Consider the following 16663-nt stretch of genomic DNA (forward strand, 5'->3'; position numbering starts at 1 on the left):
CCCGAAATGTGTCTGGGCCGCGGGGTAACTGTTTACCAGGCGGATGGGAAAACCGAGGTGGCGAGCCCAAATTTCCAGCCGTAAGTCCGTTCGTGCTCGGGTTACTAACCTGCGGCCATACCTGAGCAAGGAATACCAAGATATTGATGTCCCAACCTTCCGGGATGACCTGATTAAGGGCCTCTTCCATGTTGACAGCTTAGACAAGATTAAGGACAAGCAATATGTCGTAACGCCAGAAGACCAGAAAGCAATCGATAAGATTTACCAGCAATATTACAACAACTGGGACTGGGTTTATGGCAAAAACCCCGAATTTACAACGAAGCGGCGTAAGCACTTTGACATGGGGACAATTGATGCCCGGATTAACGTTAAGAATGGGGTCATTCAAAACATCAAGTTCTATGGTGATTTCTTCGGCCCAGAAGATGTTACCGAACTGGCCAATAAGCTGAAGGGTGTTAAGTATGACCATGATGCCATTAAGAAGGTTTTGGATGATGCCAATACCCAACAATACATTACTGGAATTCCAACCGACCAGATTGCAGACCTTCTGGCATAATTGAGCTTTATATAGATATCTAGTAAAATAGGACTATCACCTGAATGGCGGTAGTCCTATTTTACTATAAGAAAGTGAGATTAATTCATGAAAAATTCTGATAAAGTTATTGCCGTGACCTCCGTGGCAGCGATAGTGGCCTTAGTTCTGGATGCTATCATGTTTATTCAGCATGGGCAGTCATTGGCAGCAATTAGTGCTTGGCCACGCCTATTGCTTTTTGTGGTCTTAGCGGGGATTGTGGATGGCTTAGCCTTAGTTAAAATGCGTTTCTGTGGTTACGCCACGATTTTTATCAATCTCTATTTTGCCATCGCTAGTTTGGCGGCCTTTGAGATGGTACGACCACGGACCAGTGCCTATGGCTTATTTGTGGAGGCACTAGGGGTTGCCGGAATTCTCCTTGGTGCTGCTGGCATTTATTATGGGGTTAAGCAGCGGCATGAATATACAGAAATGCGAATTGAACAATTAATGAAGAAGGCAAAGAAAAATGAAGATAACGGTCGATAATTACTTAAAGCTGTTGGCCGATGATCAGGTCCAGAGTTCAACGGTCACTAAGACCGCAGCCCAAGCCCAACAAAAGACTACCTTGAAGGCGGCCATTAAATTTGTGCTTGACCAATTGGATAAGGGCTATCTTGGCCAATATTTAATGAGCGTTAAGATGAAAAAGGGAGATCCGGTTAGCTGTCGTTTAGAGACTAATTTGATCAATGTACCGATGGCTGAGGCCGAACGATTAGATCCTAAATTATTGGACAAGGGCCCGGCTTATCCGGTTAATCTTTACCTAGTGATGGAGAATGCTGATGTCAATAAGTCAGGCCTGCGGATTGATGAACTGGCAAATGAGACGGACCAGTCCGGCAATATGGCCAATTTAGTAACCAAGACACAACAGTGGGTGGCTCAACACCTAGCAGATGTGATGGAGGCTCGGTCCTAAAAACTTGCTTTGCTTAGATGGATGCTATACAATAAAAATTGCGATGAGTCGAGAGGTCTGGTAGCAACCCAAATTGCTGCCATCTACTTTTTCGATTGTGGGGCACGTTAACCCACCGGATTGTGGGGTGCCTGGATGCTGGTGAAGTGGACATCATCGGTGGTCCTGAGATAGTATCAATACACTAAAAGCGCACTGTCGTTTAAGACAGTGCGCTTTTTTGATTAAGATTAATATTGCATTCGGGTGTATTTGCGACTGAGGATCAAAACGAGGACGGTTGCTAGGATTCCGTAGATGGAGCCAACATAACCGAGATTGTGCATTGAGGTAAATTGGACAGCCGTGGAAGCGGTCAAGGAGCCTAGGGAGATACCAATGTTAGCAAAAATGGAATTGAGTGAGGAAGCGAGGTCCAAGGATTGGGGATACTCTCTTTCGGCAATGTCTAAGAACATCAGCTGAGTAGAGGAACCATAACAGGAGAAGGCTACACAAAGAAGGGCCACAACCAGAATGGCAAGCCATTTGAAGTTTAAAAGGGGACCAAAGGCCAGATAAAGGATCGTCATTACGATGTAAATATTGCCGAGACGGTGAATCCCGCCATGGTCAGCCAAGAAACCGCCAAATTTGTTACCAATAATAAAGAAGATTCCCATTCCGAATAGCAGCCAATTTAGCCAGGTGTTATCAAAACCCATTTCGTTGGTGATTAAAGGACGGATATAGGTATAAATTGTGTAATCGGCCGCACAAATTGCAACAATAAAGATTACTCCGAGGATGATTCGACTATCCTTCAAAAGGGCAAATTGCTTGCTAAGGGTACTCTTGAATTGCGGGGTATCTCTGGGCACCAACCATACTAGTCCAATGAAAACCAGGATGGTAAGGGCGGTAATCATCCAGAAACTGTCGTGCCAAGAAAAATGGGTACTGATGATTGTTCCAATTGGAATGCCGATGACTGAAGCAATGCTGAAACCGGCGAAAACCCATGACACAAGACTAGCTCGTTTTTCCCGCGGCGCAACAAAGCTGGCCATGACCAAGACAAGGGAGATAATTGCCCCGGCAACCGTGGCCGTTAAGATTCTTGAAAGCAAGAGGGAGACGTAATTCATGGCAAGAGCCGACCAGGTGTTGCCAATGAAGAATACTACCATCAAGGCTAAGAGAACATGGTGTCGCCGCCACCGGTTAGCCAAGGAGGTAATAAGCGGGGTAAAGATGGCGTAAATCAAGGCAAAAACCGTTACCAAGAGTCCGAGCGCGGATAATGAATCATGATATTCATGAGCAATGTCGGGAAGAACCCCCACGATCGTGTATTCATTACAGCCAAGCATGAAAGCAACAAAAACAAAGAGAATAGCTTGCAGGCGATATTTCATAGTGTTCACCGTCGACAGAAAAGCTAACCGTCGATCTTCCTTTCTTTAAAATTTCAAACTCATAATAGTGTATACAACTTGACCTAATATTACTAGTAAAAAATGGCCAGTATTTCAAATTTGTTGAAGTACTGGCCATTTCTTTATTAATTGTTTACTTTGCTAAGTAAATTTGTTCATCAATTAAGTCAAAGGTGTGCAATTGGATGTTTACTTTTTGCAAGTCTTTATCCTGGCTGAGATGAGCTTCTTGCCAGAACTTTTTAGAATTGGTAGCGCCATTTTTTTCACCAATGACTAATAATTTAATGTCGGGATAGTCATGACGTAACAATTGCAAGACTTGCCAATCTGCTTCACCTTTATCCGGAGCCCAGGACATAATAACGTAATCGACCTGGTGACCATATTTCTTGATAGCATCAAGCGCAGCGAGTTTTTCCACCTTAGTGACCGGGTGCTTACCAGTTTCATTTTCCTTGACCCAAGCCTGACTGTCGGTGGTGTAGATTCGTTCGTGAGGATTATTATTACGTAACCCTTTAGAAATATAACCATTGCCCGCCATGATTTCTAAAACTGGGGCATTATCAAGGTATTTTGCAAGAGCATTAGCAAAAGCAGAATTGACGTAGGACCACATGCCATAGGTATCTTCCAAGTAATCCCGAAAATTTCGTAAGGCACGGTCAAGTTTAGGCAGTTCTTCGCTATATTTGTTCCATAGACGGTCACCACGAGGATCTTTCTGGGAGTATTGCTGATTAACTTTCTTAAAGATTGTATCTTGGGTATCATTTGGCAACAACATTGTTGGTAGTGGTTGTGGCAGTAAACCAGCTTTCAGTAGACGGTCGCTCTCTAAGGCATTATTGATGAGATAAACAACCGGTGGAAAATCGCTAAAGAGTTCTCGATCCCGGGTTAGTTCAGCAATATAAGGAGATTGGTGAACCGTATGTTGGGCTTTCTTGACCCGTTTCTTTAGTTTTCTCAGTTTCTTTGGATTCATTGCATTTCCCCTTACTTTAATTTCAAATTTAATTGTTCTTGTTTGCCATAAAATTTGTCAGTATCATGACGATTATTACGTCCCTTTAAGTAACCATCAATCAACTGGAAGATTTCGTAACGGTCATCGCTTGATAGGACGGTGTTATTAAATAAGAGGTTGCGGTCAGAGAAAAAGAGCTTGGCGAGGTCGTAATCATTACGATCGGTCTTACCAGTCAAATAATCAAGACTAACGTCAAAGAATTCGGCTAATTTTCGCGCCTCAATGTATGACGGTGTTCGGATGCCCCGCTCCCAATTGCCAATTTGGGAAGCAGTGTTGGGCTTTTCATCTGGTCCCAAGTTTTCATTAAGGTGTTGGGCAAGCTCTTTTAAAGTAATCTTTTGGCCCTTCCGTAAAGCACGCAATCTTTCTGGAAACATTTACTCACTTCCTTACTGTACCTTTTTATTTTACCATTGCTCAACCGCTTTGGCAGGAAAAAAGGATATGCAAAACCACGGAAAGTGTGCTAGACTGAGGCCAATTATTTAAAATACGACATGGGGTTAACTAATTTTGAATACTAAAGTACTTAAAAAGCGTCACCTAGTTTGCAGGTGGCTGGCTGGTATCATTGTACTGGTTGTGGTAGCCACTTTGGCGGCTGGGGCCTATTTCTTCAATGTAGCGATGGTGCCAAGCCATAAATCTTTTATCAATAATTCTACTAAAATCAGTCGATCAGACCCGTTATATCGACAAAAAATGTGGTTTAAGGGCGCCGATAAGCAAAGATGGACGATGGAATCCGCTGGTGGTCATTACCGGTTAGTGGCCGACTATCTTCCGGCGAATCGGACGACCACCCGAAATGTTATTATTCTGCACGGCTTTATGGGGCAAAAAGAAAAGATGGGTGAGTATGCGGCGTTGTTTCATCACTTGGGTTACAATGTCCTCATGCCTGATGCCCGAGCTCAGGGTCAGAGTCAGGGTAAGTATATTGGGTATGGGTGGCCGGAACGTTACGATGTTCGTAAATGGACTACCAAGTTGATCAAACGTAATGGTGCTGCCAGTCAAATTGTGATCTTTGGGACCAGCATGGGTGGAGCTACTACCATGATGACCAGTGGAATTCGATTACCACGACAAGTCAAAGCCTTTGTGGAAGATTGTGGTTATACAAGCTTAAATGCGGAACTAAATTACGAAGCGGGTCACCTTTACCACTTGCCTAAGCTTATCCGTGGCCCGTTAATTGCCGTTCTCAGTGGTATCAACCGGGTTCGGAATGGTTTCTTTACTGGCCAGGCTAGTGCATTGACCATGCTTCATCGTAACCATCGACCAATGCTCTTTATCCATGGGGGCAACGACCGCTTTGTACCAACTCGGATGGTCTACCAGAATTATGCGGCTACTCGGGGGCCACGGGAGCTCTGGATAGCACCAAAAGCTGGCCACGCGGCTTCGTATGCTCATTATCCTCATGAATATCCCCAGCGGATTGCGGCGTTTTTGGACAAATATATTAAATAATAGTGTAATTTTTTTAAAATAAAATACGAATTATTGATATGTTAAATGGCCTCCAGGGCTCGGGGTAAATCAAGCTCTGGAGGTCTATTTGTGTTCATTTAGTCTAATGATTGAATATAGACAAGTTCGTCAGTAGAAATTTGCTCGTTAAGGGCATTAGCAAGGGCTTGGCTTAATTTGCCAGCTGCTAGACATTCCTGAACATAACTGTGTTCATATTGAAAAGCATCAATGAACAAACTAGTAATAGTGTCTCCATCTAATTCCTGACCTTGAGTAAAGAGCCGTTGCTGTTGAAGATAAGCACGCCGGACTAAAGCAATTTCGTTAACATTCTCCGGCGTTTCTGCCTTATGTAAATATTCGTTTACCGCTTTACTAGTAACTTTGAGAATCTTAAGAATAATTTGACGGTGGTGTTTAGCAAGTTGGCGACGATCATGGGGACTGTTAACTAAGCGTGGATTAACGGCTAGGTGATGCTGAAAGTGTTGGTGCCGCAGTCGATGCCATTTAATTTGGTGCCGTAGCAAACGAATGTATTCCCATAATCCATGTTGACTAGAACGGAAGAGCGATCGACTGAAGAAACGGACATAAAAATTGGCTTCTTGATCAGTAATGATGTTACTCGTATTGAGTCGATCGAGAGCTTTCAATTCAACCTGGCGGGCAGCACTCATTAGTCGTTGATAACGTTGTTGGTTGAACTGATGGTATTGGTTTAGCTGAGTACTGAGTTGGTCAATGACGACAGCTTTTTCACGTGGGTTGGCATCATGCTCGCGAAGCTGGCTAATAGCATATCGGACAGTTGCTGTTAAGTGATGGTGAAACTCCTTTTGACTATATTGCCGTGTCTTAGCTGGCAGGAGCAATGGATAGGCGGTGGCACCAACAAGTATACTAATGAGAATCACGGCAGCCGCAATTAGAATTATTGGGTTACGGAAGGCAAAAAAATGGTGATTGACCATTACCGGAAGTGAAAAAGCTAATGAAAGGGTAATGGTTCCGTGAATTCCACCAATCGCCATTAACAGGCTATCTCGGTTAAGATTATGCCGTGTGGACCCGATGTGAATAAATTGCCAGCGTACCCAAAGAAAGCGCATTGTAGTCATGATTAAGTAAAGTAACAAAGCGATCCCTGCTAAGCGGGCTAAGCTGACGAAAGTGGTTCGTCGTAATACTTGAGGTAAAAGAACTCCTAGGAGAACAAAGACCAGTCCGTTTAACGCATCACTAATAATCGTCCAGATAGTAGTAGTGGCAATTTGGACCTTGGTTGAAGTAAGACGGAGCCGGTCATAAAGAATAGAATGGACAATTCCGGCAGCTACTACAGCCAGGATTCCAGATAGGTGGAGTCTTTCTGCCAGCCAATAAATTACTACCGGTGTCATAATGTTGATGGGGATGACAATCGAACCAATATCCACGTGATCACGCATTAGGTAAGTTCTTAGCCGAATGAGGATAATTCCAAGAATGGCTCCAAAGACGATTCCGCCAAAGAAAACATAGGTAAAAATCCATAAGCCATGACTAATGGAGAATTGACCGGATTGATAGGCTGTTAATGCTAGGTCAAGTAAAACAATTCCCGAAGCATCGTTGAACAATGATTCATATTCTAAAGCGCCACCAACATTTTCTGGCATGGTGACATTAGTAGTTAATGATTTAACAGCCACAGCATCGGTTGGTGTAATAATTGCAGCTAGGACAAAGGCTAGGGTTAGTGGGAAGACATAGGGCATAATTATATGCAAAATGATGCCTGCTAAAATAACTGTTACTAAAGATAAAAGAATAGCAATAGAAAAGATTGACCGAATATTTTGGGAAAGATAACGGAAAGATTGGTTTTGGCCATCATTAAACATTAATGGTGCAATGATAACCATCATGAAAAGTTCGGGATGCATAGTAAAGTTGGTAGCTGTTGTTGGTAAACTAGCTAATAAAATGCCGGCGAGAATTTGATAGATTGAAAGTGGTATCTGAGGATAAATGAGATGAATAACATTTGCAGCCATCACGGTGGCTAAGAGTAGTAGTGTTCCTAATATTAAATCCATAGATAATCACCTTAAAATATAAAACAACCGTCCCGTAAATTCTACGGGACGGTTGGAATTATTCACGACCAAGCAGCATTTTGACACCCATTGCGATATTGTAGATAAAAAGTAATAATGCAATCAAAAGAGCCAAGGTAAGTAGGATACCGCCGATGGCCCCGGCATGGATAGTCGCATTGTTCAATACCGTAATACTCATCACAAGGATGGCAAAGATGATGTAGAAAAGTGGAAAAATTTGTGACCAGAAAGCTTTGCGAGCATTCTTAGTGATTGTGGGATCGTCACTAGCACGGGCAACTACCCAGACGATCAATGGAAAGATGACCGGTAAAAAGAGAATGCTTAGGTAGGAAAGGGCATTCACAATTCTAGTCGTTACATTATTTGACATAACTCAGTTCCCTTCTTTTTCTTTATTATGCCTGAATGGTTAGGAAAGTGCAATAACAATTATTTGAACTAGTACTAAGCTTCCAATGAAGGAAAACCAGTCTTGCTTAGTAATGACGATTGTCCGGACAGCCGTTCGGGATGCTCCTTCGACAAAACCGTGGCTTTCCATCGCCTGGGCTAATTGATCTGCCCACTGACTAGCGGCTAAGATTGCCTTAAAGTAAAGGGTTGGTGACCACCAATGCAAGGTCACGCCGCGCAGTTGACCAGCGATCCGAATAGTTTTAACCTCTTGCTGAATCTTGGGTAAGAGGTTGAGAGCCGCCAATACCCCATAGGCGAACTTGCTTGGCAAGTGGCAATTTTGTTCGAGTGAACGAGCCAGCTGGAGGGGACTAGTTGTCAGGCTGACGGCAGAACCAGCAGTGACGTAGACATAAATCCGGGTAACTAAAACCAGGCCAAAGTAAACACTATGTTGTGGACTAAAGAAAGCAATGGTGGTAAAGATGGCAAGAGCCGGAATAGCTGTAATTAGTAACAGCCATGTGAGATGACGAAGCTGGACGTGGTGATAAAGCAGGTAGGCTAAGGCTAACGCGATGATTATTATGTTGGGATAAAGACGGGTAGTAAAGGTGATTTCAAGGGCCACAATGATTACTAAAAACAGTTTTAAGCTTGGATTATGCATTGGCCTTGGCCCCCTCGTAGGTTAGTTGGTGATCGACTAATTGCAGGTGATAGTCCACAATTTGATCAAGCTTGGTTAACTGGTGACTGATTATCACAATGGTTTGTGGCAGTGCTTCTTGACAACGCTTGAGTAGCTTTAACACAATGGCAAGAGAATGATGATCAAGACCGGTAAAGGGTTCATCTAATAGGAGAACCGGGTGGCCAATCATCAGCATGACCAGTAATTGAAGCTTTTTCCGCTGGCCACCACTTAGTGAATAAACAACTCGGTCCTCCATCCCAGCTAAGCCTAATTCTTTTAGGACTGTTGGCAGGTGTTTGGCCGTTAATAATGACTGGTGACAATGCTGGGCACTGAGCGCCAGTTCTTCACTGACCGTCACATTAAGAAATTGGTCGTTAGCGTGTTGGAAAACTAAGCCAACCTGCTGGTGGTATTTATTGGCAGCTAGCTGCTTAATATTTTGCTTACCGTAATTAATCGTTCCCCGGTAAGGAATTAATTGGGTTAAGGCTTTGAAAAGGGTTGATTTACCAGTTCCATTAGCACCGGTGAGTAGGGTGATTTTATTTTTAACAATTGGGAGGTTAGCATCCCGGATCAACCGGTTGTGACCTCGTTTGATGGTGAGGTGGTGAAGATAAAGGGCTGCCGGGACATCAGCACGGGGGATAGTAACCGGTAGGGGTGGTTGTGCCATTTGATCAGCGTTAGTAATCAGTTGGTGTCCCGCCGCTAGAGTAAACAGCTTCAGTTGTTTGTGGGTGAATTGGTAGACGCGGGGATGAAGTGGTGAATAGCCATGACAGTCGTGATCAGTGATAATTAAAGTGTTACCGGTGCGGCTTTGCCACTCAGTTAAACGAGCAATGAGGAATTGCCGGTTCTTTTCATCGATACTAGCAAATGGTTCATCTAGTAATAATATTTGGGGATGCATCGCCATGACGACGGCCAGGGCAACCCGCTGCTGTTGGCCGCCGGAAAGGGTAGTGGTGCGTCGGTTTAATAAATTGGTGACGTGACAAAAAGAGGCAGCGGTATCAATTCGTTTCGGCATCTCGGTGGGTGTCACTTGACAATTTTCAAGAGTAAATTCTAGTTCGTGGCGGGGTGTGTCCATAGCAAATTGCATCGCGGGATCTTGAAAAAGCATACCAATTCGTTGTGGCTGGTTGGCAACCTTAGGCACGATAATCTGACCGTTAGTGATAGTCCCACCGTATTTGGGTAATAAGCCCGCAATTAAACGTAGTAAGGTTGATTTGCCACAACCAGAAGGACCAGTTAATAGTGAACTTTGGCCTAGCGGGAAATTCCCGGTCATTTGTTCAATAATTGGTCGCTGGTGTTCAAAGTGAAAGCTAAGCTGGTTAATCTGAATAGCCGTCATAATACTACCTCTTGATAGCGTGAGCCCGTTCCAGCAGGTTGATGATCAACTTGTTAAGCACTCCGGAGAAGAGAAAAATTGAAATAAAGCGGGCGATAAAGAGAATAATTAACATTTGCCCGGCAAAATGACCGTAACCGTTTCGGAACCAATCCCAAGCAAAAGTAATAATAGTCGTCGTCAACGCAACGATTACCATTGTTAGCCAGTTGTAAAGCTTATAGAGAGTAAATGTAAAGCCTAATTCGGTTCCAAGACCCTGAACAGCTCCGGAAATCAGGTTGGCAGCTCCCCATTGGTCGCCAAGGAAGGATTCAATAGCTGCACCAAGGAACTCGCCAAGGAAGGAAGCTCCGGGGAGACGGAAAAGGAAGCCGGCAAGCGGACCGGCCATGCACCAGATCCCCATGGTAATATCATTAGCCATTGGACCGTAGCCGACAGGTGTTAGGAGGACAGTTAGTCCATTGTAGATGAAGCTAGCAGCATAGTAGATTACCCCGAAGATAATCCCGATCAGTGCTAACAAAATAATATCGCGTAAGTGAAAACTTCTTTTTTGCATCGTAAAACGACTCCTTAAAATGAATTAGATTAAGGCGGTCAAGGTAAACAAAAATGCTCCACAGTGAACATCCATTGTGGGGCACGCTTGTTTTATTAATTAATTACCGAATCTCCCTCCGCTGGTATTATCCAGTTCAGGTTCAATGGGTATTATCTCAGCCATTCGGCACCCCAGACATCGTATTAATCTCATTACTTATCATACAAGAATTAGTCATAAAGTTCAAATCAATTAGGATTATGCAAAAGAAGCTAGGACGCTTATAATAAACGATGTTAGTTGAAAGATTGGAGAAAGTAATATGTCAGTAATCACTTCGTTTATCTTATTAATTATTGTTGGAATTTGTGCCGGGATTACTAGTGCTGCGGCAGGGTTGGCCTCATTGATTTCCTACCCGTCATTACTGGCAATGGGACTGCCGCCAGTAATTGCCAACGTGACTAGTAGCTATTCGACCGTCGCTTCCGGTTATAGTTCGGTCTTCGCTTCCGCTCGGGAATTAAAAAACAATCGTAAACAGATGTGGTTAATGGTTCCCGTGGTTTTAATCGGATCAGTTATTGGGGCGGTCTTATTATTCACCATTCCTGGAAAGTTCTTCCAAGATCTGGTTCCCTTCTGTATTGGTATCGCTGGAATTATCTTGCTCTTTCCCCACCGTGCTCAACAAGCGCATTCAAACCTAGCTAAAAATACTCAAGCCCTTAGTCATTCCCGTTTCCACCGCGTCTTGGCATGGGTTGGCATCTTTCTGGTTGGCTTGTATGCCGGCTACTTTAATTCTGGCGCTGGAGTAATGATGTTGACTCTTTTAACGGTGGTGAACCGACAGCAATCTTTTGCTATTAATAATGCCTTGAAAAATGTTACTATGACCGCTACCAACACGATGGCAGCAATCATCTTTTTCTTTGAGGCTGGAATTCATTGGAATTATGTGATTCCGCTCTTTATTGGTAATATTTTGGGCGGAATTTTAGGACCGATTATTGTTCGACATTTGCCAGGACGATTGATGCAGGTCATCGTCGGTATTGGAGCACTAGTGTTAGCCGTTTCCTTAGTGATTCGGAATGTAATGTGAGGTGGCCTTAATGCCAAGTTCAACCTTTAATAACTTGAAAACGGCGAAGAAACAGCGAATTAAGATCGCACTTTTGAACGAATTCAGCCGGCATAGTTTAGCTGAGGCAGAAGTAGCCCGAATTATTAAGGATGCTGGCATTTCACGAGGAGCCTTTTATAAGTATTTCCCAGACCTGAAAGCTGCTTATCTCTATTTGTTAAGAGAAGTTTTGACAGTAATTCACGTGCCGTTAAACCAGACTAGTCAGCATTTTACTGCCATGGATTATTATCAAATGGTGACTCAGTTTGTGAACCGGGTTCATGAGAGCCCTTATTATCACTTTATCCGTAATCACTTTTTAACCAATGAAGGACTTCTTCCACCCCAACAAATTCAACCACCACAAACTGATACCGAGTGGGCGGTAATGATACTTTGTCATGCTACGATTAAGGAGTGTTTGCTTGCTCCGGATAAACAAACCCAAGCGTTGGTACGGTTAAAAAAATTATTGCAATACTTGGTAAATTGATAAGAGAATACAATTTAAAATAAATGACCTCCAAAGCTTAGCTTATCTGAGCTTTGGAGGCCTATATATTATTCTCGCTAATTAATAAAAATTAGTGTTGCTTGAATAGGTTAGTTAAGTGATCCATAAAGGTCTTCAGGTAACGATCCTTGTCAACGTTAATAGCAACCTTAACGTTAGGATTTGGATCATTCAATTTAGAATTGTCACCAATAATCCGGGCGTAGTAAGGACCATCTTCGTAAACACATTTAACGAAGAGGCTAAGTGTTGTGACAAAGGATGGGTCAATTCCGACACCAACTGCCAGTGGATCGTGGATAGCACAGCCATGCTTATCAATGTCAAGGTTGTAGTAGGCATCAATATAGAAGTCAGTAATATCAGCATAAGCTTTTCCGGCTTTAGTGCCTAAGTCACGCCATTGCTTGGTTTCTTTCTTGGTTAATAGCGTCCGTAGGGTAACATCTAGGCCAACCATGGTTAATGGTAGGTCAGAAGTCAGCACTTCGTTGGCAGCCTTAGGGTCCTGGTTAATATTAGCTTCGGCAACCGGAGTAACATTTCCTTCGACCGTCAAGGCGCCACCCATAAAGGTAACGTTACCGATTAAGTGGGCAATTTCAGGATCTTTATCGAGGGCAGCGGCCAGGTTGGTCATTGGACCAGTTGGGATGATGATTAAGTCCTTGCCATACTTATGAGCGGCATCAATGTAGAAGTCAACCCCGGATTCCTTTTCCACGCTCCGTTGTGGGTCGGGCAATTGGACTTCACCAATTCCGTTGTTTCCGTGAATATCCTTGGAAACCTGCATTACATCGAAGTGGTCACTCATGGAAGAGTGTGGCAGGCCCTTGTAAACCGGGATATCAGTGTGACCCAACAGTTCTAGTAGCTTCAGACTGTTTTGAGCACAAACGTCAAGTAGGTTGTTACCATATGAACTAACAATTCCAATTAGATCAACTTCTGGAGCTGCTAGTGCATAGGCGATTGCCAAAGAGTCATCAACCCCGGTATCCAAGTCAAGAATCATTTTCTTTTTAGCCATATTTAGTCCCTCCAAAGATTAACTAAAGTTTTATTTACACTTTTAATAATAAATTAGTTTTCTAGTAAACACAATAGGTAAAACGTTAAAAATGTTAGCGCTTCAAAAATAATTTAATTATTTTTGAAATGCTATAATGATTAACAACAGTATTAATGGAGGAAGGTTATGCTTGATGAATAAATCACAATATGACGTTACCATTGTTGGTGGCGGTCCTGCGGGAATGTTTGCTGCGTTTTACTGTGGCTTGCATGAACTGCGTGCTCAACTGATTGAAAGCTTGCCACAGTTAGGTGGACAGGTAGCCGCGCTGTACCCAGAAAAGCAGATTTGGGATGTGGCTGGTTTGCCAGGAGTGAGTGGCCAAGAACTGGTTAAGCATTTAACCAGTCAGTTAAAAATTGCACCAGTGGACCAATTTGTGAATGAAACCGTTACTGATGTGATCAGGGAAGCGGATGGTTCCTTTACTATTAAGTCTGCTGGTCGGATTTCTCATTCTAAGGCGGTTATTATTGCTTTAGGAAATGGAGCGTTTACCCCACGACGCTTGGCTCTAAATGGTGCTGACCAGTTGGTAGGTCATCAATTGCATTATTTTGTCAGGCATAAAGCCGATTTTGCGGGTCAACGGGTTGCGGTTTTTGGCGGTGGTGATTCGGCTATTGATACCGCTCTAATGCTGGAACCAGTTGCTAAGCAGGTCTATTTAGTGCACCGACGAGATAATTTTCGGGGGCTTGAACATACAGTTTCGCGATTAAAACGATCAAACGTCAAAACAGTAACTCCATATTTACCGAAGAGTCTAAGCGTGACGAATAATGGTGCGGTAACGATTGGCTTGAAAAAGATGCGTAGTTCTGAGGAAGATGCTTTAACAGTGGATCAACTGGTGGTTAACTTTGGCTTTACATCTAATAACGCTGCCCTAACACGGTGGTCATTGGATCTGGCAAGCGAACGCCGCCTGATTAAAGTAGATTCAACAATGCAGACTAATATTCCAGGTGTCTATGCAATCGGGGACGGGGCAACTTATCCTGGCAAGGTACCTTTGATTGCAACGGCCTTTGGCGAAGCACCAACGGCCGTTACCGCTCTGGCCAAACGATTATATCCGAATAAACAGATGGCAATGCACAGTTCTTCAATGCATATTAAACAAAAGTAAGCATGATGGCGCAGTCGGTTTTACTGATTGCGTTATTTTTTGTAACTGGGTTTTCGTTGAATCTTAATAGCTTCTAATATAAGATAGTGATGTTGTTTTATGAAACATCAAATTTCTTATAAACAAAGGAAGAGAGAAAATTGAGCCAAAAAACGAAGCATTTAATTTATGGCATTATTTGTTTATTAACGATTGTATTGGCTGTTATCCCATTTGCTTCTGGAGTTAGCATTCATGCGGCAACTCAGCAGAGCAGTCATATGCGAACACCAATTAACTGGCGTAAATCATCCGAAACGGTTCTTTATCCCAATCTGAAGACGGTCAAAAATCTTTGGATCAAAGTTGACTTAAAAGGGAACCGCACTTACCTTTATGATGGCAATAAACTTATTTATACCATGTACAGCTGTGGTGGGGTTTACGAAAAAGATAAGCAAACCGGTAAGATGAAGAGTGCTACACCAACCGGGACCTTCTATGTTCAACAGGACCGTGGTGATCACTTCTTTAATCCGCAGGTTCATGTGGGAGCTAACTACTATGTTTCTTGGCATGACCATGGCCAATATCTTTTTCACAGTGTTCCGGTCGATGCCAAGGGTAATTACATCCCGGCCGAAGCAGCTAAATTAGGCAAGACACAGGGCTCTCACGGTTGCATTCGTCTATCCGTACCGGATGCCCGGTGGATGGAGCAAAACTTGCCAGTTGGCACTAAAGTAGTTATTCACGGTTAAGCTTAAAAACAACTTGTTCAATACTTGTAGCGAATAACAACTAAGATTTAATTGTTAAAAAATAAGGGCATAGCCATGCAATTTGCACGACATGCCCTTATTTTTGCCTAGGCGATTATTTCCCGGGAAATAGATCAAGGGGGTCTGGTAAGGAATATTCTTCCTTACCAGACCCTTGTAGTTCATTATTTATTATTGGCATCGGGATTAGTGATCTTAATCCGATTTGAATCGGTTGAGGAATGATTCTGCTCTGGCGCATCGGTACTATAATCGTTTTCGGTAGATTGATTATTATTCTCGGAGTAGATACTGGTGGATTTATTTCCCCTCTGCTTCTCAATCTTTTCGGCCCGCTTCAGGCCATTAGAGTAGTTGTAATCAGCCGGTTTAACTGCTTTAAAGCCTTTCGGATGATAGAAGCGAAGCAGGTTCTTTTCGTTGAGTGAATCAGAAAGGCTTAGTTCAGTATTGACTAATCGGTGATCACGCTTGATCTTTTCACGTTGTTGCTTAGTCAATTTAGCCGGTTTACCGGTATGGTTATCATACACGACGTTATTGACTACCGTGTAATGCGGAGTCATAAAGTCTTGATTGCGAAATGGGACCACTTGACTATGTTGGCTGGAGAATAGGTCGGTACCAAATTGAATATAGCGTTTAGACGAGATTCCCAATAGGTGAAGAAGAGTTGGCAAGACGTCAATTTCACCACCATAGGTATGAATAATATGGCCGTGATTGCCAGCATCAGGAATGACAAACATCAATGGTACCCGCTGGAGCTGAGCATTGTCGAAATCATTCCAATCATCACTGCTTTTACCAAGCACACTAGCTAACGAGGTATTCTCACTGTTTGAAATGCCATAGTGGTCACCGTAAATCATGATGATGGAGTTATTGTAAACGCCCGACTTTTTAAGATAGTTGAAAAATTCCTGTAATGACTGATCAAGGTAGTGAGCCGTTACAAAATAGTTATCAACGTTTGAATCCCCGGTATTAGTTGTTTGGAAATTGGGGTCTTTATCCTCATCATCAAGATCATATGGGAAGTGGTTGGTAACCGTTAAATATTTAACATAAAACGGTTGCTGAAGAGTCTGCAAGTACTTGATCGAGTCTTTGAACAGCAGTTTATCTTTTAATCCATAGCCAGTGGATTTATCACCAGAGGTGTCATAGTAGCTGGCATCGAAGAAATACTGGTAGCCGAGGTTCTTATAAACGTTATTCCGGTTCCAGAAGCTAGCAACGTTACCATGGAAGACCGCACTGGTGTAACCTGCCCGTTGATTTAGGATGGCTGGTGCACCTTGGAAGGTGTTATCGCTGCCCAATGTAGCAAATAACGATCCTTGTGGTAGACCATAGGTACTGGTTTCCAGCATGTTTTCGGCATCAGAAGTTTTTCCTTGCCCGACCTGGTGGAAGAAGTTATCAAAGGCATAGGTGTCTTTGCCGTGGTATAAGGAGTTCAGG

17 protein-coding genes, 1 pseudogene and 1 riboswitch are annotated in these 16663 nt (G+C 43.1%); of the genes and pseudogenes, 8 read left to right on the top strand and 10 right to left on the bottom strand.

Features of this window, described 5'->3' with window-relative positions; genetic code table 11:
* Positions 1–82: 82 nt before the first annotated feature.
* The 3 genes and pseudogenes from ACEYV4_RS06260 to ACEYV4_RS06270 form a co-directional block, all read left to right on the top strand.
* Positions 83–568: pseudogene (locus tag ACEYV4_RS06260) on the top strand (lipoate protein ligase C-terminal domain-containing protein); the annotation flags it as partial.
* Positions 569–655: 87 nt separating this feature from the next.
* A complete protein-coding gene (locus tag ACEYV4_RS06265; protein ID WP_373842489.1) occupies positions 656–1081 on the top strand; it encodes a hypothetical protein in 426 nt (141 codons plus the stop codon).
* Positions 1062–1520 carry a hypothetical protein gene (locus tag ACEYV4_RS06270; RefSeq protein ID WP_373842490.1) on the top strand — a complete coding sequence of 153 codons (459 nt, stop codon included), beginning with the start codon at positions 1062–1064 and terminating at the stop codon, positions 1518–1520. The genes ACEYV4_RS06265 and ACEYV4_RS06270 overlap by 20 nt, the downstream gene beginning before the upstream one ends.
* 230 nt (positions 1521–1750) lie before the next feature.
* Here ACEYV4_RS06270 and ACEYV4_RS06275 read toward each other — a convergent pair whose 3' ends face one another.
* The 3 genes from ACEYV4_RS06275 to ACEYV4_RS06285 form a co-directional block, all read right to left on the bottom strand.
* Positions 1751–2917, bottom strand: coding sequence for an MFS transporter (locus ACEYV4_RS06275; RefSeq protein ID WP_373842491.1), 1167 nt, complete (start codon positions 2915–2917; stop codon positions 1751–1753).
* Between the two features lie 154 nt (positions 2918–3071).
* Entirely contained in the window at positions 3072–3929 is an 858-nt protein-coding gene (locus ACEYV4_RS06280) for an SAM-dependent methyltransferase (RefSeq protein ID WP_373842492.1), read from the bottom strand.
* Positions 3930–3940: 11 nt separating this feature from the next.
* Positions 3941–4354, bottom strand: coding sequence for a helix-turn-helix domain-containing protein (locus ACEYV4_RS06285; protein WP_373842493.1), 414 nt, complete (start codon positions 4352–4354; stop codon positions 3941–3943).
* Between the two features lie 136 nt (positions 4355–4490).
* On the opposite strand from ACEYV4_RS06285, the gene ACEYV4_RS06290 reads away from it, so the two are divergent.
* Positions 4491–5456: an alpha/beta hydrolase gene (locus ACEYV4_RS06290; protein ID WP_373842494.1), complete on the top strand. Its 966-nt coding sequence runs from the start codon at positions 4491–4493 to the stop codon at positions 5454–5456.
* A gap of 98 nt (positions 5457–5554) precedes the next feature.
* Here ACEYV4_RS06290 and ACEYV4_RS06295 read toward each other — a convergent pair whose 3' ends face one another.
* Genes ACEYV4_RS06295 through ACEYV4_RS06315 form a run of 5 tightly spaced genes read right to left on the bottom strand, consistent with a single transcriptional unit; the run spans position 5555 to position 10597 of the window.
* Positions 5555–7540 (bottom strand): cation:proton antiporter, encoded by a 1986-nt coding sequence (locus tag ACEYV4_RS06295; RefSeq protein WP_373842495.1) that lies wholly within the window; start codon positions 7538–7540, stop codon positions 5555–5557.
* A gap of 58 nt (positions 7541–7598) precedes the next feature.
* A complete protein-coding gene (locus tag ACEYV4_RS06300) occupies positions 7599–7937 on the bottom strand; it encodes a DUF4870 domain-containing protein (RefSeq protein WP_373842496.1) in 339 nt (112 codons plus the stop codon).
* A 39-nt stretch (positions 7938–7976) separates the two neighbouring features.
* Positions 7977–8633: an energy-coupling factor transporter transmembrane protein EcfT gene (locus tag ACEYV4_RS06305; RefSeq protein WP_373842497.1), complete on the bottom strand. Its 657-nt coding sequence runs from the start codon at positions 8631–8633 to the stop codon at positions 7977–7979.
* A complete protein-coding gene (locus ACEYV4_RS06310) occupies positions 8626–10032 on the bottom strand; it encodes an ATP-binding cassette domain-containing protein (protein WP_373842498.1) in 1407 nt (468 codons plus the stop codon). Before ACEYV4_RS06310 ends, ACEYV4_RS06305 begins: the two co-directional genes overlap by 8 nt.
* Before the next feature lie 4 nt (positions 10033–10036).
* Positions 10037–10597 (bottom strand): ECF transporter S component, encoded by a 561-nt coding sequence (locus tag ACEYV4_RS06315; RefSeq protein WP_373842499.1) that lies wholly within the window; start codon positions 10595–10597, stop codon positions 10037–10039.
* Between the two features lie 96 nt (positions 10598–10693).
* A riboswitch (TPP riboswitch) is annotated at positions 10694–10783 on the bottom strand.
* A gap of 118 nt (positions 10784–10901) precedes the next feature.
* Between ACEYV4_RS06315 and ACEYV4_RS06320 the strand changes: the two genes are divergently transcribed.
* Positions 10902–11687: a sulfite exporter TauE/SafE family protein gene (locus ACEYV4_RS06320; protein WP_373842500.1), complete on the top strand. Its 786-nt coding sequence runs from the start codon at positions 10902–10904 to the stop codon at positions 11685–11687.
* A 10-nt stretch (positions 11688–11697) separates the two neighbouring features.
* The gene (locus ACEYV4_RS06325; RefSeq protein WP_373842501.1) at positions 11698–12204 is read left to right on the top strand and encodes a TetR/AcrR family transcriptional regulator; all 507 of its coding nucleotides are present in this window, start codon (positions 11698–11700) and stop codon (positions 12202–12204) included.
* A gap of 91 nt (positions 12205–12295) precedes the next feature.
* Here the strand turns inward: ACEYV4_RS06325 and ACEYV4_RS06330 are convergent, their stop codons facing one another.
* A complete protein-coding gene (locus tag ACEYV4_RS06330; RefSeq protein ID WP_373842502.1) occupies positions 12296–13258 on the bottom strand; it encodes a nucleoside hydrolase in 963 nt (320 codons plus the stop codon).
* A gap of 175 nt (positions 13259–13433) precedes the next feature.
* Here ACEYV4_RS06330 and ACEYV4_RS06335 point away from each other — a divergent pair, with 175 nt between their 5' ends.
* Together ACEYV4_RS06335 and ACEYV4_RS06340 are read left to right on the top strand one after the other, a co-directional pair.
* Positions 13434–14435, top strand: coding sequence for an NAD(P)/FAD-dependent oxidoreductase (locus ACEYV4_RS06335; RefSeq protein ID WP_373842503.1), 1002 nt, complete (start codon positions 13434–13436; stop codon positions 14433–14435).
* Positions 14436–14632: 197 nt separating this feature from the next.
* Positions 14633–15175, top strand: a complete 543-nt coding sequence (locus ACEYV4_RS06340) for a L,D-transpeptidase (protein ID WP_373842505.1) — start codon at positions 14633–14635, stop codon at positions 15173–15175.
* A 185-nt stretch (positions 15176–15360) separates the two neighbouring features.
* On the opposite strand, the gene ACEYV4_RS06345 is transcribed toward ACEYV4_RS06340, so the two are convergent.
* On the bottom strand, positions 15361–16663 hold a 1303-nt coding region (locus ACEYV4_RS06345; protein WP_373842504.1), incomplete at its 5' end, for an LTA synthase family protein.

The sequence above is a fragment of the Limosilactobacillus sp. genome (genome assembly GCF_041859915.1).
In the GTDB taxonomy this organism is placed as follows: Bacteria; Bacillota; Bacilli; order Lactobacillales; family Lactobacillaceae; genus Limosilactobacillus.